Here is a 20,937-nt window from a genome sequence, read left to right as displayed (position 1 = left end):
TCGCCCCTAAACGATAAAGTGAATGTGTTTTTTGCCATGGAACGGCGAGATCTCGATTTTGGTTTTGACCCGGAAGACGTCCCAGAGCAACGACTCGGACAGGATGTCCTGCGGCGTCCCCGTCGCCACAATTTGCCCTTTCTGCATCACAATCAGCGAGTCGCAGAACATCGAGGCGTGGTTGAGATCGTGGATAGCGACAATGCTGGTGACCGGTAATTCGCTGATCAACTGCATCAGCTGCATCTGATGATGAATGTCCAGGTGGTTTGTTGGTTCGTCCAGCAGGATTTCCGTCGGGGTCTGGGCCAGCGCGCGGGCAATGTGGACGCGCTGGCGCTCACCGCCGGAGAGGCTCAGCCACCCCTGGTCGCTTTTATCCAGCATATCCACGCGCTGCAGAGCGGCGGTGACGGTTTCGTCATCGTGCGTGCTCCAGTTGGAAAAGGCGGAGTGGTGCGGAATCCGCCCGAGTTTGACCACGTCGCGCACGCGCATGTTGGCGTCAGTCATGCCGTGCTGCTCCACGAAGGCGACCCGGCGGGCCAGCTGCTTTTTGGCAATACGAGAGATGTCCTGGCCGTCCAGGGTAACGCGGCCAGCATCCGGGCGACGCAGACCCGCGAGGATACGTAAAAGAGACGATTTACCGCAGCCGTTAGGGCCAAGCAGCCCTACCGTTTCGCCCCGTGACACCTTCAGCGAGACGTCATTAACGATGACTTTTTTGCCGACCTTCCAGGTAATATTTTCCGCGCAGATGCTCATCACTTATTCCTTGAACGGTAGATAATCACGGCAAAGAAGGGGACGCCAACCAGCGCGGTGACCACGCCGACGGGCAGGCTTTGCGGCGCAATCAGCATGCGTGAGGCAATGTCTGCCAGCACCATCAGGATCGCGCCTGCCAGCGCGCTGGCAATCAGCAGCGTGCGGTGCAGCGGCCCGAACAGGAAGCGCATGACGTGCGGCACCACCAGCCCGACAAAGCCGATTGACCCCGCCATGCTGACGATGGTCGCGGTGATAAGTGCGGTAGTGGTAAAGAGCGCCAGGCGCACCCAGGGAACAGCAATGCCAAGCGACGCCGCGGCGTCGTCACCGAACGTAAAGGCATCCAGCGCACGGGAGTAGTAGAGGCAAATGGCTAATCCAATCAGCACCACGACAAGTGCCAGCTGGAACTCGGGCCAGCGTACGCCGCTGAAGCTGCCCAGCAGCCAGAACATCACGTCGCGCGCCTGCTGGGCGCTGGCGGCGGTGCTGATGGTATAGGCGGTAATGGCGTTGAAAAGCTGCGAGGCGGCAACGCCTGCCAGAATAGTACGTTCATTCCCGCCGCGCGCGCCGTTCGTCAGAAATGCGACAAACGCAAACGCGGCGAACGCCCCGGCAAAGGCCCCGGCAGAGAGCGACACCGCACCGGTGCCGATCCCCAATACGACAACAGAAACCGCCCCGGTCGACGCGCCCGCGGACACGCCGAGCACGTAGGGTTCCGCCAGCGCGTTCTTCAGCAGGCTCTGCAATACGGCACCGCAGATGGCCAGCCCCGCGCCGCAGCAGGCCGCAACCAGCGCGCGGCTCAGGCGAAAGTCCCAGATCACGCTCTCATAGATACGAGTGAGCGGAATATCGGTGAGCCCCATTTTATTGCTGATAGCGTAAAACACGTTATCCAGCGGGATGGACAGCTCGCCGACGCTGACGCTCAGCGCGATAACCAGAAATAGCAGGACGAAGGCGAGCAAACACGAGGTCGTCAGAACCAGGCTCTGCCAGGCCTGAAGAACGGCGGTGGTCATCAGTTCAGCCCCAATTTTCTGAGCTGTTCGCCAACCTGCTCAGCCCCGTAAATCGTGCGAATTGTCGGGTTCATGGCCTGACCGTCCATCACCACGATATGGCCTTTTTTCACCGCGTCCAGCTGGCTGACGGCCGGATCGCTTTTCAGGAATTTGATTTTCTCTTCCGCGTTATCCAGCGCCCAGCGGTTGCGATCCAGGCTGGAGACCACAATCACATCCGGATTGGCGGCAATAATGCTTTCCCAGCCCACGGTTGGCCATTCGGTCTCGGAGGTGATGGCGTTATGTCCGCCCATCAGGCTGGCGATAAACCCGGAGGGGCTATTTTTACCACCTACATAGGCGTCAGCGGAAGGGGATGAACTGGAGAACCAGAAGACAAACGAGAGGTCTTTTTTGTTCTTGCCGAATTCCTTACGCAAGTCGGCCTCGCGTTTTTTGAAATCGGCAATCACGGCCTGACCGCGGTCTTCAACGTTAAAGATTTTGGCGAAGTCCTCAATCTCCTGATAGAGATACGTCATATCCCACAGCTTCTGGCGGCTGCCGTACATATCGCCGGTGGCTTTTTTGGTCGCACACATGCCCGGGGACACGTAGCTGTTCACGCCCAGGGTCATCAGATCGTCTCGTTTTGCGACCTTGCTTTCCGGTCCCAGCAACAGTGGCGTCTGGGCGGGGACAAAGTCGGGATTTTGCGCAAGCACGGATTCAAGGGTAGGGATTTCGACCGTCAGGGTTTTGATTTTTGCGTTCTGTTCAGCGAGCTGCGGCAACACTTTCGTCGGCCAGAAGGCGCTGGCCTTCACCTTATCTTCCAGCCCCAGCAGGAGCAGAATTTCGACGGTATTCTGACCCAGAGCCACGACGCGTTCCGGCGCTTTGGTGAATGTCTCTTTGTAGCCACAATTTTCAATCGTCAGAGGATATGTGGTTGCCAGAGCAGAACTGACCGACGCAAGCGCCAGTCCTAACGCGCAGATGACCTTCTTCATGAAACGCTACCCTTCATTAAAATTATTTTTGATGCAAATGAAACTCATTATTAAGGCGGAATTTTATACAGAGGAAACGATTTTGTGTCAATGAGGGACAATCGTGCAGGGTAACAAAAGGCGGTGTCAGAAAAACACCGCCGGAATAAGGTCTTAAATGAGGCTCTCTTTATCAATACCGAGACGCTTCATGCGTGACAGCAGGGTGGTGCGTTTTAACCCCAGGCGCTGGGCGGCACCTTTCGGCCCGGCGACCACGCCGTTGGTCTCTTTCAGCACGCGCATAATGAGCTGATATTCATCTTCTCCCTCTTTCGCCGTCTCGGTGGCGGGCGCGATCGCGTCAGGCAGCGTCACTTCAGGCAGGGAGAGCTGCAGCACATTGCCGCGCGTCAGCAGCACCGCGCGTTCAATGACGTTTTCCAGTTCGCGCACGTTGCCGGGCCATTCCATCGATGAAAGGGTACGCAACGTCTCGGCAGGAATGCTGTCGATGTTTCGCCCCATCCGGCGCGCGATCTTCGCGGTAAAGGCTTTGACCAGCAGGGGGATATCTTCCGGGCGCTCGCGCAGCGGCGGCAGGAAGATCGGGAAGACGTTCAGGCGATAGTAGAGATCGCTGCGAAACTCGCGGTCGGCGACCATTTTTTTCAGGTCGCGGTTAGTCGCGGCAATCAGCCGCACGTCGGTCTGGATAAGCTTGTTGCTGCCCAGGCGCTCAAACTCCTGCTCCTGCAGGACGCGCAGCAGTTTCGGCTGTAGCTCCAGCGGCATATCGCCCACTTCGTCAAGGAACAGCGAGCTTTTGTCTGCCAGCTCAAAACGGCCCAGCCGCTGGCTGCTGGCCCCGGTGAAGGCACCCCGTTCGTGGCCGAACAGGTCGCTTTCCAGCAGCCCTGCGGGCATCGCGGCGCAGTTCATCTTCACCATCCGACGGCTGTTGCGGTTGCTCAGGTTGTGGATAGCGCGGGCAATCAGCTCTTTACCCGTACCGGTTTCGCCAAGGATCAGCACCGTGCTGTCGCTTTGCGCCACCATCTCAACCTGCTTGAGCACGCTGTACATGGCGTCGCTGCGCCCGATGATTTCACCAAACTCGCTGTCCACGTTGTTGAGCTGTTCGGTCAGGGCCAGGTTTTCATCCACCAGCCGCTCTTTCAGACGGTGGATCTCCTGATAGGCAAGCGCGTTATCGAGCGCGATGGAGATACGCTCGGCGATCTGACGCAGCAGCTTCAGGTTGGCGGTGGTGAACACGCCTTCCTCGCACTGTGCCAGCTTCAGCACGCCCAGCATGGTGTTGCCGGACATCAGGGGCAGCAGGCACAGGGTCTGGATTTTGTTGCCCCAGGTGTTGAACAGCATCCGCTCGTACGGCGCGACCGGATCCTGCTCGTTGAGGTTGATCAGGAGGATCTCTTTGCTTTTGAAGACCCGTTCAGAAAGAGTGCCCGCTTCATCCACCTCGCTCTGCTCGTGCGCCGGGTTGGCTTCATCAAGATAATGCGTGGAGTAGATGTTCAGCTTGCCCTTGCGATGCCCGCGAAGCGCAATGCTTATGGCGTCGATTTTGAAATAGTGGTGGATCTCTTTCGAGACTTCGCTGACCAGCTCATCCATGTCCAGACGGGAGAGTACGGCGTTGGTGATGGCGACCAGAATGCGGAAGTTGTCGCGTTCGCGGCTGAGCAGGTCGTAATCCACATTATTGGTCACTCGGCTTTGGATCTGCTCCGCGACGACGGCCACTATCTGGGTAAAGGTGTGCAGGCGCTCGTATTCCGCCTCGCTCCAGGGCTGGTCGGTCGTGCGGATAAACTCGCAGCCGCCAAAAATCTGACCCTCTGCTGCCAGCGGCAGCATGCAGTAATGCCCGAACGGCTGATAGAGGTTGCTCTCCGCGAGCCGCGGCCACGCCTGTTGAAATTCCGCAAAGTTGCAGTGCAGCACTTCAGGTCTGGAGAGAATGCGGCGCACCGGGCCATGCGCGAGATACGTTTCGTCTTCGTATTCAAACGTTTTGCCATTATCACGCGTTGAGAAGTAGCTCGCGCGCTGCGTTCCGCTATGCCAGAGCACAATCGCGGCGCTGTCCGCCAGCGCCGATTGCCTGACCAGCCGCGTCAGGGCATCGCTCAGCGCGCCGAGATCGGGTTGCTGTAAAAGTGTGCGCGTAATGTCAAACAGACCCTGCTGTCCAAGATCGCTCATCGGTGTATACGGCATAGTACTTTCCAGTAGAAACGAGCAAAAAAAGTCCATGCTGGCCGCTTGTGGCGCGGCCTAGCAAATACGGGGTAAGGGTTCAGCGTGCGGCAGATCCAGCGTGCGCTTCACGCCATAAAGTCCGGTCAGGCGCACCCCTTTGCGCTCAACCACTTCACCAATCATCGCCGCCTCTTTTCCTGACGGGTGAGCCTGCAGCTGTTCAAGAACGGCTTGTGCCGCGGCCCGTTCAACGCCAATCACCAGCTTGCCTTCGTTTGCAAAGTTGAGCGGGTCCAGCCCCAGCAGTTCGCAAAGCCCGCGAACGGCGGGCTTAACGGGCAGACTGCGCTCGGTAAGTTCAATCCCGTACCCGCAGCTTGCCGCAAACTCGTGAACCACGGCATTCACGCCGCCTCGCGTGGCATCCCGCAGGGCCTTCACGCCGGGAATACCGCGCAGCGTCTGAATCAGCGGGGTGAGTACCGCGCAGTCGCTGCGCAGTTCGCCGTCCAGCCCCAGGCCTTCGCGCAGGTTCAGGATGGTCGCCCCGTGGCAGCCCAGCGTGCCGGTCACGATCAGCACGTCGCCCACGCTGAGGCGCTGCGCGCCCCAGTGAATATCGGGGGGGATCGCGCCCATTCCGGCGGTGTTGATAAACAGCTTGTCGGCCGCGCCGCGCTGCACCACTTTGGTGTCGCCGGTGACGATAGCTATCCCCGCCTCGCGCGCGGTCTGCGCCATGCTGTTGACCACGGCCGCGAGCGTCTCCATCGGTAATCCCTCTTCAAGGATAAACCCGCAGGAGAGGTAGCGCGGAATGGCGCCGCTGACGGCGACGTCGTTCGCCGTGCCGCAGACGGCGAGCTTGCCGATATCGCCGCCCGGGAAGAACAGCGGATCAATGACGTAGCTGTCGGTGGAGAAGGCCAGCCTGTCGCCCTGGGCGGTGAGGGTGGCGAGGTCAATGCGCGCCTGGTCTTCCTGTTCGGCGAGCCAGGGGTTGTTAAAAGCTTCCATAAACAGCCGGTTAATCAGCTGCTGCATCGCCTGTCCGCCGCTACCGTGCGCCATTTCAACCGTATTCATGCTTCGCTCTCCTGGTTGCGATACTGATACCACGCGGCACATGCCCCTTCGGAGGAGACCATCAGCGCGCCAAACGCCGTTTGCGGGTTACAGGTATTGCCAAATAACGGGCACTGATGAGGTTTGCATTTGCCGGTGAGCACCTCGCCGCAGCGGGCCCGGGGATCGTCGCAAACCTGCTGCGGCTGCGGGCGGAAATGCGCTTCGGCGTCGAACGCGCGATAGGCTGGCGTCAGGCGCACGCCGGATTCAGCAATCAGCCCCAGGCCGCGCCATTCGCTGTCGCCCTCAACGCTAAACACGTCGGTTATCGCCTGCTGCGCTCGTTCATTTCCCGCATCCGGCACCACGCGGCTGTACTGGTTTTCGACCGCGCTCAGGGCCGCTATTTTCTGCTCAACCAGCATGGTGACACCTTGCAGTAGATCAAGTGGTTCGAAACCAGCTACTACTAACGGACGATTGTACTGTTCAGCGACAAAACCGTAGGCGTCTGTGCCAATCACCACGCTGACGTGCCCCGGTGCCAGAAAGGCGTCAATGCCGTTTCCCGGCTCTTCCAGCAGGCTGCGCAGCGTGGGAATGAGCGTAATGTGCTGGCAGAAGAAGAAAAAATTCTCGACGCCGCGCGCTTTCGCCTGCTGCAGCGTGATGGCGGTGGCGGGCATGGTGGTTTCAAACCCCAGACCAAAAAATACCACCTCACGGGTGGGGTTACGCTCTGCCAGCGTCAGGGCATCCATCGGCGAATAGACGATCCGGATGTCTGCGCCGCGCGCTTTCGCCTGCAGCAGCGAGCCATTTTTCCCCGGCACGCGCATCGCGTCGCCAAAGGTGCAGAAAATGACGTCGGGCTGGCTGGCGATTTCAATACAGCTGTCGATGCGCCCCATCGGCAGCACGCAGACCGGGCAGCCGGGGCCGTGGATAAACTCAATGTTTTCCGGCAACAGTTGGTCGAGGCCAAATTTGAAGATCGCATGCGTGTGCCCCCCGCATACCTCCATGATCCGCAGCGGTTTTTCCGCCGTGTAGTCCAGCCGCGCTGCGCGCGTTTTCAGGTGGCCGATAAGCTGCAGCACCTGCTCCGGCGCGCGGTATTCATCAACGTAACGCATGATTATCGCTCCTCGCCGTACAGCAGCGCACCCACGTCAGGCTCCACGTCGAACATATTTTGCAGGGCGTCGAGCGTGTCGCGGGCTTCCGCTTCGTTAATCACGCTCATGGCAAACCCCACGTGGACCAGCACCCACTGGCCGAGACGCGATGCGCCCGTTTCATCGATGCTGCCCACCAGGGTCAGATCGACATCGCGTAGGATGCCGCAGACCTCGACTTTGGCCTGATTACCGTCGATGGCGTGAATTTGTCCCGGTACGCCTATGCACATCGTTCGCTCTCCAGCCAGCGTAACCAGCCGTCCATGCCGTCGCCGCGCGTGGCGGAGACCAGCAGGATCTCAATCTCCGGATTCACGTCGCGGGCATACGCCACGCACTTATCCACGTCGAAATTCAGGTACGGCAGCAGGTCGACCTTGTTCAGCAGCATGATGGAGGCGGCGGCAAACATGTGCGGGTACTTCAGCGGTTTGTCTTCGCCTTCGGTCACTGAAAGCACCGCCACCTTGTGTCGTTCACCGAGGTCGAAGCTCGCCGGGCAGACGAGGTTGCCAACGTTTTCAATAAACAGGATGCCGTTATCTGCCAGCGGCAGGCGCGGGGCAGCGTCGGCAATCATCTGCGCATCGAGGTGGCAGCCTTTACCGGTGTTGACCTGAATCGCCGGGGTGCCGGTTTCACGAATGCGAGCCGCATCGTTAACGGTTTGCTGGTCGCCTTCGATCACCGCGCAGGAGACAAGCCCGTTCAGGCGCTTGAGCGTTTCGGTCAGTAGCGTGGTTTTGCCGGATCCGGGGCTGGAGACAAGGTTCAGCGCCAGCTGTTTGCGGGTGGCAAAGCGGGCGCGGTTGCGGGTGGCGATCTGGTTATTCTTGTCCAGCACGTTGATTTCCACCTCCAGCATCTGGCGCTGGCTCATGCCCGGCGCGTGGGTGCCCGCTTCGCCGTGGCCGTAATGCAGGTCGCCCGCATCGGAGCGTTGCGGCGCAATGGTAATGCCGGTCAGGGCTGCCGCAGGGCGCGGTGCGGGGGAAAAGGGCGCGGAGCGAAACGCGGAGTGGGGGCGGTGTTCATCCCCTTCTATATACAGGTTGCCTTCGGCGCAACCGCAGGTACTACACATACTTTACTCCTTCTCGATTTCGAGGCGTTGGATCTGCATGCCGTCATCCGCCACGATGCGCAGACCGGTGCTCTGACACTGCGGGCAGCGCTGTACCTTTGATGACACCAGGGTGACGTACTGCTGGCACTGCTCGCACCAGCACTCCGCCTGCTGTTCTTCAATATGCAGTTCGCAGCCTTCCGCCAGCGTGCCGCGGCAGACCAGCTCAAAACAGAAGGTCAGGGCGCTGGTCTCGACGCAGGAAAACGCTCCGACCTTCAGCCAGACGCCGGTGACGCGTTTCGCGTGGTTTTGCACTGCCTGCTGTTCGATAAGTTCCAGAGCCCGCTGGCAGAGGGTGATTTCGTGCATGACGCCTCCTCAATGAATTGCCCCGGTAATGCAATAACGGTGCCAGCTTGATTTTTGTTAAGGCGTGACGATGTCAACGCTGTCGAAATGACACGTCGACACCGCGGTGTTGACAGCATTTTTTAAGGTAAATGTATTGAAAATCATAAAGATAAAAACTGGCATGGAATCTGCTTAATAGCCGCTATCTCCATTAAACGGATACCTTCTATGACTATTTGGGAAATCAGCGAAAAAGCGGATTACATCGCGCAGCGTCATCAACAGTTACAGGACCAGTGGCACCTTTACTGCAACTCTCTGGTCCAGGGCATTACCTTGTCGAAAGCGCGTCTTCACCACGCGATGAGCTGCGCGGCGCAGGGCGACATGCGCTTCGTTCTGTTCGGCCATTTCACCATCAACGTGACCCTGGCGGACAACTTCAACAGCCACACCATTGAGTACTACCTCGAGACAAAAGACGGCGAAAAACAGTGTATTGCGAAGGCGCAGCTGATGGCGGATGGCATGGTGGACGGCCACGTCAGCAACCGCGATCGCCAGCAGGTGCTGGAACACTATCTGGAAAAAATCGCGCCGGTTTATAACGGCCTGTACGCCGCCGTTGAGCACGATCTTCCTGTCAACCTGAAGCAGCTGATGGACGGAAATGCCTCAGCGAACGTGGCCTGACCCATGCGTGTCGAGAAGTGTCGACAAGACAGCTTTTCGACAAAAATGACTATCACCAGAGGATAACCCGGTGAACCGTTTTGTAATTGCTGACTCGACGGTCTGCATTGGCTGTCGAACCTGTGAGGCGGCGTGTTCGGAAACGCATCGCCTGCATGGGCTGCAGTCCATGCCGCGCCTGCACGTCATGCGCAATGAAAAAGAGTCTGCCCCGCAGCTCTGCCATCACTGTGAGGATGCCCCGTGCGCGGGTGTCTGTCCTGTAAATGCTATCACTCGCGTGGATGGCGCTGTCCAGCTGAACGAAAGCCTGTGCGTAAGCTGCAAGCTGTGCGGCATTGCCTGCCCGTTCGGTGCGATTGAATTCTCCGGCAGCCGCCCGCTGCATATTCCGGCCAATGCCAACTCGCCTAAAGCCCCGCCCGCGCCTCCGGCGCCTGAGCGCGTAAGCTCGCTTTTGGACTGGGTGCCCGGCATCCGTGCCGTTGCGGTGAAATGCGACCTGTGCAGCTTCGATGAACAGGGCCCGGCCTGCGTGCGCACATGTCCAACCAAAGCGCTGATTCTGGTGAACATTCGCGACATCGCCCGTACCAGCAAGCGCAAACGCGAGCTGACCATCAACAGTGATTTTGGCGACCTTTCTCTGCTACAGGCGCTTAACGAGGGGGTGAAATGAACGCGGTGATGATGATTACCAGCGCGGTAGCCTGTTTTGCGGCCGCCGCCGTTCTGGCGCCGATCTTCTCATTCCATAAAACCCTGAGCGGCGCGATCGCCGGGCTCGGCGGGGCGGTCGCTAGCCTGATGACGCTGGCGGCAGGCGGCGTTGTTCTGCTCGGCGGCCATTCGGCAGAGACCGTGATGCCGCTGATTCGCCACACCGTTGAGATCACGCCGCTGAACGCCATCTGGCTGGTGACGTTTGGCCTGTGCGGGGTGTTTATCAGCCTGTTTAATATCGACTGGCACCGCCATCCGCACGCCAGGGCCAACGGCCTGCTGGTTAACCTGCTGATGGCGACGGCGATCTGTACCGTGACCGCCAGCAATCTCGGCGCGCTGGTGGTGATGGCGGAGATCATGGCGCTGTGCGGCGTGTTCCTGACGGGCTGCAGCGCCTCCGGCAAGCTGTGGTTTGCGCTGGGACGCCTCGGAACGCTGCTGCTGGCGCTGGCCTGCTGGCTGGTGTGGCAGCGCTTCGGCACGCTGGATTTCTCTGTGCTCAACGGGCATCCGCTGGGCAATGACGTCTGGCTGCTGGGCGTGATCGGCTTTGGCCTGCTCGCCGGAATCATTCCGCTGCATGGCTGGGTGCCGAAGGCGCATGCGGATGCCTCCGCGCCCGCCGCCGCGCTGTTTTCTGTGGTGGTGATGAAAGTGGGTCTGTTCGGGATTCTGGCGATTACGCTGACCGGCGGACAACCGCCGCTGTGGTGGGGCGTTGTTCTGCTGGTCGCCGGCATGATTACGGCGTTCGTCGGCGGCCTGTACGCGCTGATGGAGCACAATATCCAGCGTCTTCTGGCGTACCACACGCTGGAGAATATCGGCATCATCCTTCTCGGCATTGGCGCGGGCGTGACCGGGCTGGCGCTCAACCAGCCGGCGCTGATTGCGGCCGGTTTTATCGGCGGTCTTTATCACCTCGTCAACCACAGCCTGTTTAAAAGCACGCTGTTCCTCGGCGCGGGAAGCGTCTGGTTCCGCACCGGCCATCGGGATATCGAAAAGCTCGGTGGGATTGGCAAAAAGATGCCGGTGATTTCACTGGCGATGCTGGTCGGGCTGATGGCGATGGCCGCGCTGCCGCCGCTGAACGGCTTTGCCGGGGAGTGGGTGATCTATCAGTCCTTCTTCGCCCTCGGTCAGAGCGATGCGTTTATCGCTCGTCTGCTGGGGCCGCTGCTGGCGGTCGGGCTGGCGATTACCGGGGCGCTGGCGGTGATGTGCATGGCGAAAGTCTACGGCGTCACCTTCCTCGGTGCGCCGCGCACCCGCGAAGCGGAAAACGCCTGCTGCGCACCGTTGTTGATGGGCGTGAGCGTGGTCGCGCTGGCGCTGTGCTGCATTGCGGGCGGCGTCGCTGCGCCGTGGCTGCTACCGCTGCTGGGCAACGCCATTCCGCTGCCGCTGACCGTGGCGAATACCACCGTCTCTCAGCCAATGATTGCGCTGCTGCTGATTGGCGCACCGCTGCTACCGCTCATCCTGATGATGTTCTTCAAACGCGACCGGCTCGCCTCCCGCTCGCGCGGTGCGGCGTGGGCCTGTGGCTACGAACACGAACAGTCGATGGTCATTACCGCCCACGGTTTCGCCATGCCGGTAAAAGAAAACTTTGCCGCCGTGCTGAAGCTGCGCCACTGGCTGAACCCGGTCGGCTGGGTACCCGGCTGGCAGAGCGCTGCCGCACCCGCGCTGTTCCGCCGTCTGGCGCTGATCGAACTGGCGGTGCTGGTGGTCATTGTGATTTCACAAGGAGCCTGACATGAGTCTGTTACTGGCAATTCTTCAGGCGCTGGTGTTGTTCGCCGTGGCGCCGCTGCTGTCGGGCATCACGCGCGTGGCGCGCGCCCGGATGCACAACCGTCGCGGCCCTGGTGTGCTCCAGGAGTATCGCGATCTCTTCAAGCTGTTTTCTCGCCAGAGCGTGGCGCCGGATGCCGCAGGCTGGGTCTTCCGTCTGACGCCGTTTGTGATGGTGGGCGTGATGCTGACCATCGCCACCGCGCTGCCGGTGGTGACGGTGGCGTCGCCGCTGCCGGCGCTCGGCGATCTGATCACGCTTATCTACCTCTTCGCTATCGCCCGCTTCTTCTTTGCCATCGCGGGCCTGGACACCGGGAGCCCGTTTACCGGCATCGGTGCCAGCCGCGAGGCGATGCTCGGCGTGCTGGTTGAGCCGATCCTGCTGCTGGGGCTGTGGGTTGCCGCGCAGGTTGCGGGCTCCACCCACATCAGCTTTATCACCCACGCCGTCTACCACTGGCCGGTTGCCCGCTCCATTCCGCTGGTGCTGGCGCTGTGCGCCTGCGCGTTCGCCACCTTTATCGAGATGGGCAAACTGCCGTTCGATCTGGCGGAAGCCGAGCAGGAACTGCAGGAAGGGCCGCTCACCGAGTACAGCGGCTACGGCTTTGCGGTGCTGAAGTGGGGCATTAGCCTCAAACAGCTGGTGGTGCTGCAGATGTTTGTCGGTGTCTTCTTCCCGTGGGGGCAGATGACGCACTTCTCCGCGGGCGGTCTGCTGCTGGCCGTCGTGTTTGCCGCCCTCAAGCTGCTGGTCGGCGTGCTGGTAATTGCCCTGTTCGAAAACAGCATGGCGCGTCTGCGTTTTTTGGAAACGTCCCGCATCACCTGGGCCGGGTTTGGTTTTGCATTTTTAGCGTTCGTCTCCTTGCTGGTGGCGTGATTAAAGAGAGTATTTATGTCTGAAGAAAAGAAAGGTCAGCAGTATCTCGCCGCATTGCATCAGGCTTTCCCCGGCGTGGTGCTGGAGGAGTCCTGGCAAACCAAAGACCAGATAACCGTCACCATTAAGGTGAACTATCTGCCGGAAGTGGTGGAGTTTCTCTACTACCAGCAGGGCGGCTGGCTGTCGGTGCTGTTCGGTAACGACGAGCGCCAGCTGTGCGGCAACTACGCGGTGTACTACGTGATGTCTATGGAGCAGGGCGAGAAGTGCTGGATCACCGTGCGCGTCGAGGTCGACCCGAATAAGCCAGAATACCCGTCCGTCACGCCGCGCGTGCCCGCGGCCGTCTGGGGCGAGCGCGAAGTGCGCGACATGTACGGTCTGGTGCCGGTCGGCCTGCCGGACGAGCGCCGCCTGGTGCTGCCTGACGACTGGCCGGACGAGCTCTATCCGCTGCGCAAAGACAGCATGGACTACCGCCAGCGTCCGGCCCCAACTACCGACAGCGAAACCTACGAGTTCATCAACGAGCTGGGCAGCAAGAAGAACAACGTGGTGCCGATCGGCCCGCTGCACGTCACCTCTGACGAGCCGGGCCACTTCCGCCTGTTCGTCGACGGCGAAAACATTATCGACGCCGACTACCGTCTGTTCTACGTCCACCGCGGCATGGAAAAGCTGGCGGAAACCCGCATGGGCTACAATGAAGTCACGTTTCTTTCCGACCGCGTGTGCGGCATCTGCGGCTTCGCCCACAGCACCGCCTACACCACCTCGGTGGAAAACGGCATGGGGATCGTGGTGCCGGAACGCGCTCAGATGATCCGCGCCATTCTGCTCGAGGTGGAGCGCCTGCACTCGCACCTGCTGAACCTCGGCCTGGCCTGTCACTTCGTCGGCTTTGACTCCGGGTTTATGCAGTTCTTCCGCGTGCGCGAAGCGTCGATGAAGATGGCGGAGATCCTCACCGGGGCGCGCAAAACCTACGGTCTGAACCTGATCGGTGGGATCCGTCGCGACCTGCTGAAAAACGATATGATCCAGACCCGCCAGCTGGCGCAGCAGATGCGCCGCGACGTGCAGGAGCTGGTGGATATGCTGCTCAGCACGCCAAACATCGAGCAGCGCACCGTCGGCATCGGCCGTCTTGACCCGGAAATTGCCCGCGACTTCAGCAACGTCGGCCCGATGGTGCGCGCCAGCGGCCACGCCCGCGACACCCGTGCCGATCACCCGTTCGTTGGCTACGGCCTGCTGCCGATGACCGTGCACAGCGAGCAGGGCTGCGATGTCATCTCTCGCCTCAAGGTGCGCATCAACGAGGTGTTCACGGCGCTCAACATGATCGACTACGGCCTTGATAACCTGCCTGGCGGCCCGCTGATGGTGGAGGGCTTCACCTACATTCCGAACCGCTTTGCCCTCGGCTTTGCCGAAGCGCCGCGCGGGGACGACATTCACTGGAGCATGACCGGCGACAACCAGAAGCTTTACCGCTGGCGCTGCCGCGCGGCCACCTACGCCAACTGGCCAACCCTGCGCTACATGCTGCGCGGCAACACGGTTTCCGATGCGCCGCTGATCATCGGCAGCCTCGACCCGTGCTACTCCTGCACCGACCGCATGACCGTGGTCGACGTGCGCAAGAAGAAAAGCCAGGTGGTGCCGTACAAAGAGCTTGAGCGCTACAGCATCGAGCGTAAGAACTCGCCGCTGAAATAAGGATTAGTCATGTTTACCTTTATCAAAAAAGCGATCAAAACCGGCACGCAAACCAGCAGCTATCCGCTGGAGCCGATGCCGGTGGATAAAAACTTTCGCGGCAAGCCGGAGCACAATCCACAACAGTGCATCGGCTGCGCGGCCTGCGTCAACGCCTGTCCGTCGAACGCCTTAACGGTGGAAACGGATCTCAAAACCGGCGAGCTGGCCTGGCAGTTTAACCTCGGGCGCTGCATCTTCTGCGGCCGCTGCGAGGAGGTCTGCCCGACGGTCGCCATTCGCCTGTCGCAGGAGTACGAGCTGGCGGTGTGGAAGAAAGAGGATTTTCTGCAGCAGTCGCGCTTTGACCTGTGCAGCTGCCGCGTCTGCAGACGTCCGTTCGCCGTGCAGAAAGAGATCGACTACGCCATCGCGCTGCTGCAGCACAATGGCGACGCCCGCGCGGAGCATCACCGCGAAAGCTTTGAAACCTGCCCGGCGTGCAAGCGTCAGAAGTGCCTGCTGCCGTCCGACCGCATTGATATCACCCGCCACATGAGAGAGGCCAGCTGATGGAAAACCTACTGGGCCCGCGCGACGCTAACGGCATTCCGGTGCCGATGACGGTGGACGAATCCATCGCCAGCATGAAGGCGTCGCTGCTGAAAAAAATCAAACGCTCGGCCTACGTCTACCGCGTGGACTGCGGCGGCTGCAACGGCTGCGAGATCGAGATCTTCGCTACGCTGTCGCCGCTGTTTGACGCCGAGCGCTTCGGCATCAAGGTGGTACCGTCCCCGCGTCATGCGGACATACTGCTGTTCACCGGGGCTGTCACCCGCGCCATGCGCTCGCCCGCGCTGCGCGCCTGGCAGTCCGCGCCGGACCCGAAAATCTGCATCTCGTACGGCGCCTGCGGCAACAGCGGCGGCATCTTCCACGACCTCTACTGTGTCTGGGGCGGCACCGACAAAATCGTGCCGGTGGACGTCTACATTCCGGGCTGTCCGCCGACGCCCGCCGCCACGCTTTACGGCTTTGCCATGGCGCTCGGCCTGCTGGAGCAGAAAATCCACGCCCGCGAGCCGGGCGAGCTGGACAACCAGCCTGCCGCCATTCTGCACCCGGACATGGTGCAACCGTTGCGGGTGAAGGTCGACCGCACGGCGCGCAGGCTGGCGGGCTATCGCTACGGGCGTCAGATTGCCGATGACTATCTGCGCCTGCTGAGCCAGGGCGACCATCAGGTGGCGCGCTGGCTGGAGGCGGAAAACGATCCGCGCCTCAATGAGATCGTGGCGAACCTGAACAGCATCGTCGATGAGGCGCGAATCCGATGAGTGAAACGGTGGTGTTCAGCCAGCTGAGCCGTAAGTTTATTGATGAGAACGATGCCACGCCGGATGCGGCGCAGCAGGTGGTCTATTACAGCCTGGCGATTGGGCATCACCTCGGGGTGATTGACTGCCTGGAGGCCGCGCTGAGCTGCCCGTGGCCGGAATACCTGGCGTGGATTGCCACGCTGGAGGAGGGCAGTACGGCGCGGCGCAAAATGGAAGGCGTGCCGAAGTACGGCGAGATCGTGATCGATGTGAACCACATTGCGATGCTCGCCAACGCCTTTGACGCGGCGCTCGGCAGGCAAACCCCGGCGCAGCAAGCGTGGAGCAAAACGCTGCTCGGCATGCTGCATGATATTCATCAGGAGAGCGCCATCTACCTGATGGTGAGGAGATTACGTGACTGACGTTTTACTGTGTGTCGGCAACAGCATGATGGGCGACGACGGCGCGGGTCCGCTGCTCGCAGAGATGTGTGCCGCCAACCCGCAGGGCAGTTGGCTGGTGATTGACGGCGGCAGCGCGCCGGAAAACGACGTGGTCGCCATTCGCGAACTGCGTCCGGACAGGCTGTTAATCGTCGATGCCACCGATATGGGGCTCAACCCCGGCGAGATCCGCCTGATTGACCCGGACGACATCGCCGAGATGTTTATGATGACCACCCACAATATGCCGCTGAACTACCTTGTGGATCAGATCAAAGGTGACGTGGGCGAGGTGCTGTTTTTAGGGATCCAGCCGGACATTGTCGGGTTTTATTACCCGATGACGCCGCCAGTGAAGGCGGCGGTGGAGGAGGTGTATTCGCGGCTGGCGGGGTGGGTTGGAAAGGGTGGATTTGAACCCCTCACCCCGGCCCTCTCCCCATAGGGGAGAGGGTGTGTTTTGTCCCCTCTCCCCTTAGGGGAGAGGGTTAGGGTGAGGGGTAAGCACAGGCTACTCGAGATCCGCCCCGTTACTCGCAATCACCTTCTTATACCATCCGAACGATTTCTTACGTTTCCGCTCCAGCGTGCCGTTTCCGGCGTCGTCGCGGTCAACGTACACAAACCCGTAGCGCTTGCTCATCTCGCCTGTTGAGGCCGAAACCAGGTCAATGCAGCCCCAGGTGGTGTAGCCCATCAGCGGCACGCCGTCCTCAATCGCGTCGCCCATCGCGCGGATGTGCTCGCGCAGATAGCTGATGCGGTAGTCGTCGTTAATCTCGCCGTTTTCATCAACGACATCTTTCGCCCCGAGGCCGTTTTCTACCAGGAACAGCGGCTTCTGGTAGCGGTCGTACATCATGTTCATGGTGATGCGCAGGCCGAGCGGGTCGATGCCCCAGCCCCATTCGCTCACCTGAATGTGCGGGTTGCGCAGGGATTTGACGATGTTCGCCGCACTGGTATTGTTCGTGTTCATGTCCGCCGACGCGCAGCGCGAGGCGTAATAGCTGAACGAGACAAAGTCGACGGTGTTTTTAAGCAGTTCGTCGTCGCCGGGATCTTTCACAATCACCACGCCTTTCTCGCGGAACACGCGGGCGGAGTAAGCCGGATAGCTGCCGCGCGCCTGCACGTCGATAAAGAACAGATTCTCGCGGTCTTTCTCCAGCGCCATCCACACGTCTTCCGGCTTGCAGGAGTACGGATAGAAATTCCCGCCCGCCAGCATGCAGCCGACCTGGTTTTCCGGGTTCACCTCGTGGGCAATTTTGGTCGCCAGCGCGCTCGCCACCAGCTCGTGGTGCGCGGCCTGGTATTTCACCTGGTCTTCGTTTTCGCCTTCCTCAAACACCAGTCCCGCCCCGGAGAACGGGCTGTGCAGCATGATGTTGATTTCGTTGAAGGTCAGCCAGTATTTCACCAGCCCGTTAAATTCCTCAAAGCAGGTGCGGGCGTAGCGGGCGAAGAAATCCACCATCTTGCGGTTGCGCCAGGATCCGTATTCCGTCACCAGGTGCATCGGCACGTCGAAGTGGCAGAGCGTCACCAGCGGCTCGATGTTGTATTTTTTGCACTCTTCGAATACCGCGCGGTAGAAGGCAATCCCTTCTTTGTTCGGCAGCGGCTCATCGCCGTTCGGATAGAGGCGGCTCCAGGCGATCGAGGTGCGGAACACCGTAAAGCCCATCTCCGCCATCAGGGCGATGTCCTCTTTATAGCGATGGTAAAAATCAATCGCCTCGTGGCTCGGGTAGAATTCGTCGTCACGCAGCGAAAAACGCTTTTCCTTACCGAGCTTCACCGCCAGGCGGTTCGCGCCGTGGGGGATCATATCGACCGTCGTAAGCCCTTTGCCGCCTTCACGGTACGCACCTTCGCTCTGGTTGGCGGCAAGCGCGCCGCCCCATAAAAATCCTTGTGGAAAAACAGACATTCTTACCTCGCTTTCAATTTATGCTTTTGCTGCGTTGTTCTGTACCGGTGCGGTCTGTAGGGCGCGCGCTTTTTCGGCGTCGTCTTCGACAGGGATATCCTCAAACCCTAAAAGCAGGGTCAGAACAAATGACAGAACCACTGCCAGACCCATCACGCCAAACACCCAGACGATGGTCATCGGGTTCGCCGGGTCGAAGAACTGCACGCTGGTGAACAGCCCCGGCGCCGCCATCGAGTGGCTGGCAAGACCGGCCATGCCGGCGACCGCTCCGCAGATAAAGCCGCTGATCAGGCTCGCAATCAGCGGACGTTTCAGACGCACCGCCACGCCGTACAGTGCCGGTTCAGAAATCCCCGCCATAATGGCGGAGGCTGCCGCCGCCAGCGCCGTCTGGCGCAGCTCCGGGTTTTTGGTTTTCCACGCCACCGCCAGCGAAGAGCCGCCGAGCGACAGGTTGGCGCCAATTTCCGACGGCATCACCATCCCTTCTTTGCCCGTCTCGGCAATGGTCTGAATGATGGTCGGCGTAAACACGCGATGCATCCCGGTCATCACCAGCAGCGGCCAGAGCGCGCCCATAATGGCGACGGAGAGCCAGCCCAGGTAGCCGTGAATGGTGTAGACCAGCGCGGAGATGGCGCTACCGATCCAGATCCCCAGCGGGCCAATCAGCACGATGGCGAGCGGGGCGGCAATCAGCACGATCAGCATCGGCTTGAGGAAGTTTTTCGTCACCGCCGGGGTAATACGATCCACCCAGCGTTCGATGTATGACAGGCACCAGGTCATGACCAGCGCCGGGATGACGGTGTAGGTGTATTTCACCGCCGTCACCGGGATAAAGGCGAACTCAACGTGCTCACCCTGCGCGGCTTTTGCCATCAGCTCGATAAAGCTCGGGTGCACCAGCACGCCCGCGATGGCGATGGCCAGCGACATGTTGGTTTTGAATTTCACCGCCGCCGAGGCTGCCACCATCAGCGGCAGGAAGAAGAACGCGCCGTCGCCGATGACGGTCAGAATAGTCAGCGTCGGCGCGCCTTTTGGCAGCACGCCGGTCATCTCAAGGATCATCGCCAGCAGCTTGACCATCGAGCCGCCGATGATCGCCGGGATCAGCGGGGACATGGTGCCGATCAGCGCGTCGAGGATCCCGGCGCCAATGCGGCGCAGCGTCAGTTTCTGCGGTCCTTCCGGCACTGCGGGCTGCAGTTCCGTGGGCAGCAGGCTTACTACTTCGCGGTACGCCTGTGACACCGTGTTGCCAATAATCACCTGGCACTGGTTGTCGTTGCGCACTACGCCAAGGACGCCGCTGATGCTTTTCAGGCGTGCGGCATCGGTGAGGGTTTCATCTTTCAGAACGAAACGCAGTCGCGTCATGCAGTGGGTGACGGCGACGATGTTCTCTTTACCGCCCAGCGCGCTGATGACGTCGTTCGCCAGCGCAGCGTAATTTTTGGCCATCGGATGTGATCCTGTTATTGTTGTGAGAAATGTAGGAAACCGGTTCCACATAATCATCATGAGTTTCTATGAATGAAACAAGATCGCTTTTTGACCATTTTTTCGTTTCGTGATGCAGATCGCAATGGAGTATCGAAAGCGTGATTTCATCGCTGCGACAATTTTTTTGCAGTGCAGTACACTGCGCTCCATCAGATTCAGACGGAATAACAACATGACCACGATGCTGGAAGTGGCGAAGCGGGCAGGCGTTTCGAAAGCCACGGTATCCCGGGTGCTGTCGGGCAATGGCTACGTTAGCCAGGAAACCAAAGATCGGGTGTTTCAGGCCATTGAAGAAAGCGGCTATCGCCCGAATTTGCTGGCGCGAAACCTGGCGACCAAACGCACCCAGACGCTGGGCCTGGTGGTGACGAACACCCTTTATCACGGCGTCTACTTTAGCGAACTGCTGTTTCACGCCGCGCGCATGACGGAAGAAAAGGGGCGGCAGCTGATCCTCGCGGACGGCAAGCATAGCGCGGATGAAGAGCGCGAGGCGATCCAGTACCTGCTCGATATGCGCTGCGACGCGGTGATCATCTATCCGCGTTTTCTGAGCGTGGATGAAATGGATGAGATCGTCGAGAAGTGCGAGCAGCCCATAATGGTGCTCAACCGTCGCCTGCGGAAAAACAGCAGCCACAGCGTCTGGTCAGATCATAAAGCCTCCAGCCAGGATGCGGTGTCGCAGCTGATTGCGAAAGGGCACAGGGAGATCGCGTTTATCACCGGCTCGCTGGATTCTCCCACCGGGGTTGAGCGTCTCTCCGGCTACAAGGACGCGCTGGCGCAGCACGGTATTCCGCTGCGCGAGGGGCTGATTGCGCAGGGGAAGTGGAACCCCGCCAGCGGCGCGGCGGCGGTTGCCGAACTGCTTGCACGCGGCGAGCGCTTTACGGCGCTGGTGGCGAGTAATGACGATATGGCAATCGGCGCCATGAAGCAGCTGCACGACAGCGGCGTGGCCGCACCGGACGCGGTGTCGGTGATCGGTTTCGACGACGTGGCCATCGCGCCCTACATCGTGCCGTCGCTTTCCAGCGTGCGTATTCCGGTGACGGAGATGATTAAAGAGACCATCAGCCGCCTGATCTTCATGCTCGACGGCGGCGAGTTTAAGTATCAACAAACCTTCTCCGGCGAGCTTGTCCTGCGCGACTCCGTTATTGACGGCCCGCACCGCTGATGTCGACAGCTGTCATCGTCATAAGTGACGATGACAGCGCCGC

General features: G+C 60.2%; 21 protein-coding genes. 10 read left to right on the top strand and 11 right to left on the bottom strand.

The annotated features are described in order from the left end of the window. Positions 1 to 6 precede the first annotated feature (6 nt). From KGP22_RS17650 to hypA, 9 genes are all read right to left on the bottom strand, one after another. Entirely contained in the window at positions 7 to 768 is a 762-nt protein-coding gene (locus tag KGP22_RS17650) for an ABC transporter ATP-binding protein (protein ID WP_223580396.1), read from the bottom strand. Then, positions 768 to 1,805 (bottom strand): iron ABC transporter permease, encoded by a 1,038-nt coding sequence (locus tag KGP22_RS17645; RefSeq protein ID WP_223580394.1) that lies wholly within the window; start codon positions 1,803 to 1,805, stop codon positions 768 to 770. Before KGP22_RS17645 ends, KGP22_RS17650 begins: the two co-directional genes overlap by 1 nt. Next, on the bottom strand, positions 1,805 to 2,803 hold the full coding sequence (locus KGP22_RS17640) for an ABC transporter substrate-binding protein (protein ID WP_149366651.1): 999 nt from the start codon (positions 2,801 to 2,803) through the stop codon (positions 1,805 to 1,807). Before KGP22_RS17640 ends, KGP22_RS17645 begins: the two co-directional genes overlap by 1 nt. A 153-nt stretch (positions 2,804 to 2,956) precedes the next feature. Further along, the gene (gene flhA / locus KGP22_RS17635; protein ID WP_223580392.1) at positions 2,957 to 5,029 is read right to left on the bottom strand and encodes a formate hydrogenlyase transcriptional activator FlhA; all 2,073 of its coding nucleotides are present in this window, start codon (positions 5,027 to 5,029) and stop codon (positions 2,957 to 2,959) included. Positions 5,030 to 5,086: 57 nt separating this feature from the next. Beyond that, complete coding sequence (gene hypE, locus KGP22_RS17630; protein ID WP_133295048.1) at positions 5,087 to 6,097, bottom strand: hydrogenase expression/formation protein HypE; 1,011 nt, start codon at positions 6,095 to 6,097, stop codon at positions 5,087 to 5,089. Beyond that, positions 6,094 to 7,215 (bottom strand): hydrogenase formation protein HypD, encoded by a 1,122-nt coding sequence (gene hypD, locus KGP22_RS17625; protein WP_223580390.1) that lies wholly within the window; start codon positions 7,213 to 7,215, stop codon positions 6,094 to 6,096. Before hypD ends, hypE begins: the two co-directional genes overlap by 4 nt. A gap of 2 nt (positions 7,216 to 7,217) precedes the next feature. Next, positions 7,218 to 7,490: a HypC/HybG/HupF family hydrogenase formation chaperone gene (locus KGP22_RS17620; RefSeq protein ID WP_223580388.1), complete on the bottom strand. Its 273-nt coding sequence runs from the start codon at positions 7,488 to 7,490 to the stop codon at positions 7,218 to 7,220. Next, positions 7,481 to 8,344: a hydrogenase nickel incorporation protein HypB gene (gene hypB, locus KGP22_RS17615; protein ID WP_223580386.1), complete on the bottom strand. Its 864-nt coding sequence runs from the start codon at positions 8,342 to 8,344 to the stop codon at positions 7,481 to 7,483. Before hypB ends, KGP22_RS17620 begins: the two co-directional genes overlap by 10 nt. A 3-nt stretch (positions 8,345 to 8,347) precedes the next feature. Beyond that, entirely contained in the window at positions 8,348 to 8,698 is a 351-nt protein-coding gene (hypA, locus tag KGP22_RS17610) for a hydrogenase maturation nickel metallochaperone HypA (RefSeq protein WP_047173498.1), read from the bottom strand. Positions 8,699 to 8,908: 210 nt separating this feature from the next. Here hypA and hycA point away from each other — a divergent pair, with 210 nt between their 5' ends. From hycA to hycI, 9 genes are all read left to right on the top strand, one after another. After that, entirely contained in the window at positions 8,909 to 9,373 is a 465-nt protein-coding gene (gene hycA, locus KGP22_RS17605; protein ID WP_032653166.1) for a formate hydrogenlyase regulator HycA, read from the top strand. 70 nt (positions 9,374 to 9,443) lie between these two features. Continuing rightward, a complete protein-coding gene (locus KGP22_RS17600) occupies positions 9,444 to 10,052 on the top strand; it encodes a 4Fe-4S dicluster domain-containing protein (protein WP_223580384.1) in 609 nt (202 codons plus the stop codon). After that, complete coding sequence (gene hycC, locus KGP22_RS17595; RefSeq protein WP_223580382.1) at positions 10,049 to 11,863, top strand: formate hydrogenlyase subunit 3; 1,815 nt, start codon at positions 10,049 to 10,051, stop codon at positions 11,861 to 11,863. The genes KGP22_RS17600 and hycC overlap by 4 nt, the downstream gene beginning before the upstream one ends. Position 11,864: 1 nt before the next feature. Beyond that, positions 11,865 to 12,788, top strand: coding sequence for a respiratory chain complex I subunit 1 family protein (locus tag KGP22_RS17590; protein ID WP_223580380.1), 924 nt, complete (start codon positions 11,865 to 11,867; stop codon positions 12,786 to 12,788). A 15-nt stretch (positions 12,789 to 12,803) separates the two neighbouring features. Beyond that, positions 12,804 to 14,513, top strand: coding sequence for a formate hydrogenlyase subunit HycE (gene hycE / locus KGP22_RS17585; RefSeq protein ID WP_223580378.1), 1,710 nt, complete (start codon positions 12,804 to 12,806; stop codon positions 14,511 to 14,513). 9 nt (positions 14,514 to 14,522) lie between these two features. After that, positions 14,523 to 15,065, top strand: coding sequence for a formate hydrogenlyase complex iron-sulfur subunit (locus tag KGP22_RS17580; protein WP_115876150.1), 543 nt, complete (start codon positions 14,523 to 14,525; stop codon positions 15,063 to 15,065). Further along, a complete protein-coding gene (locus KGP22_RS17575; protein ID WP_021241938.1) occupies positions 15,065 to 15,832 on the top strand; it encodes an NADH-quinone oxidoreductase subunit B family protein in 768 nt (255 codons plus the stop codon). Before KGP22_RS17580 ends, KGP22_RS17575 begins: the two co-directional genes overlap by 1 nt. Further along, positions 15,829 to 16,239, top strand: coding sequence for a formate hydrogenlyase maturation HycH family protein (locus KGP22_RS17570; RefSeq protein ID WP_111965483.1), 411 nt, complete (start codon positions 15,829 to 15,831; stop codon positions 16,237 to 16,239). The genes KGP22_RS17575 and KGP22_RS17570 overlap by 4 nt, the downstream gene beginning before the upstream one ends. Continuing rightward, the gene (gene hycI, locus KGP22_RS17565; protein ID WP_223580376.1) at positions 16,232 to 16,705 is read left to right on the top strand and encodes a hydrogenase maturation peptidase HycI; all 474 of its coding nucleotides are present in this window, start codon (positions 16,232 to 16,234) and stop codon (positions 16,703 to 16,705) included. Before KGP22_RS17570 ends, hycI begins: the two co-directional genes overlap by 8 nt. Before the next feature lie 66 nt (positions 16,706 to 16,771). On the opposite strand, the gene KGP22_RS17560 is transcribed toward hycI, so the two are convergent. Both KGP22_RS17560 and ascF read right to left on the bottom strand, forming a co-directional pair. Further along, positions 16,772 to 18,196, bottom strand: coding sequence for a 6-phospho-beta-glucosidase (locus tag KGP22_RS17560; protein WP_223580374.1), 1,425 nt, complete (start codon positions 18,194 to 18,196; stop codon positions 16,772 to 16,774). Between the two features lie 18 nt (positions 18,197 to 18,214). After that, positions 18,215 to 19,666 (bottom strand): PTS cellobiose/arbutin/salicin transporter subunit IIBC, encoded by a 1,452-nt coding sequence (gene ascF, locus KGP22_RS17555; RefSeq protein ID WP_136195143.1) that lies wholly within the window; start codon positions 19,664 to 19,666, stop codon positions 18,215 to 18,217. 214 nt (positions 19,667 to 19,880) lie between these two features. On the opposite strand from ascF, the gene KGP22_RS17550 reads away from it, so the two are divergent. Beyond that, positions 19,881 to 20,894 carry a LacI family DNA-binding transcriptional regulator gene (locus tag KGP22_RS17550; protein ID WP_223580372.1) on the top strand — a complete coding sequence of 338 codons (1,014 nt, stop codon included), beginning with the start codon at positions 19,881 to 19,883 and terminating at the stop codon, positions 20,892 to 20,894. The last annotated feature ends 43 nt before the right edge of the window (positions 20,895 to 20,937 follow it).

This window comes from Enterobacter sp. JBIWA005, from assembly GCF_019968805.1.
Taxonomy (GTDB): domain Bacteria; phylum Pseudomonadota; class Gammaproteobacteria; order Enterobacterales; family Enterobacteriaceae; genus Enterobacter; species Enterobacter vonholyi.
This window is presented reverse-complemented; position numbering and strand designations above follow the sequence as displayed.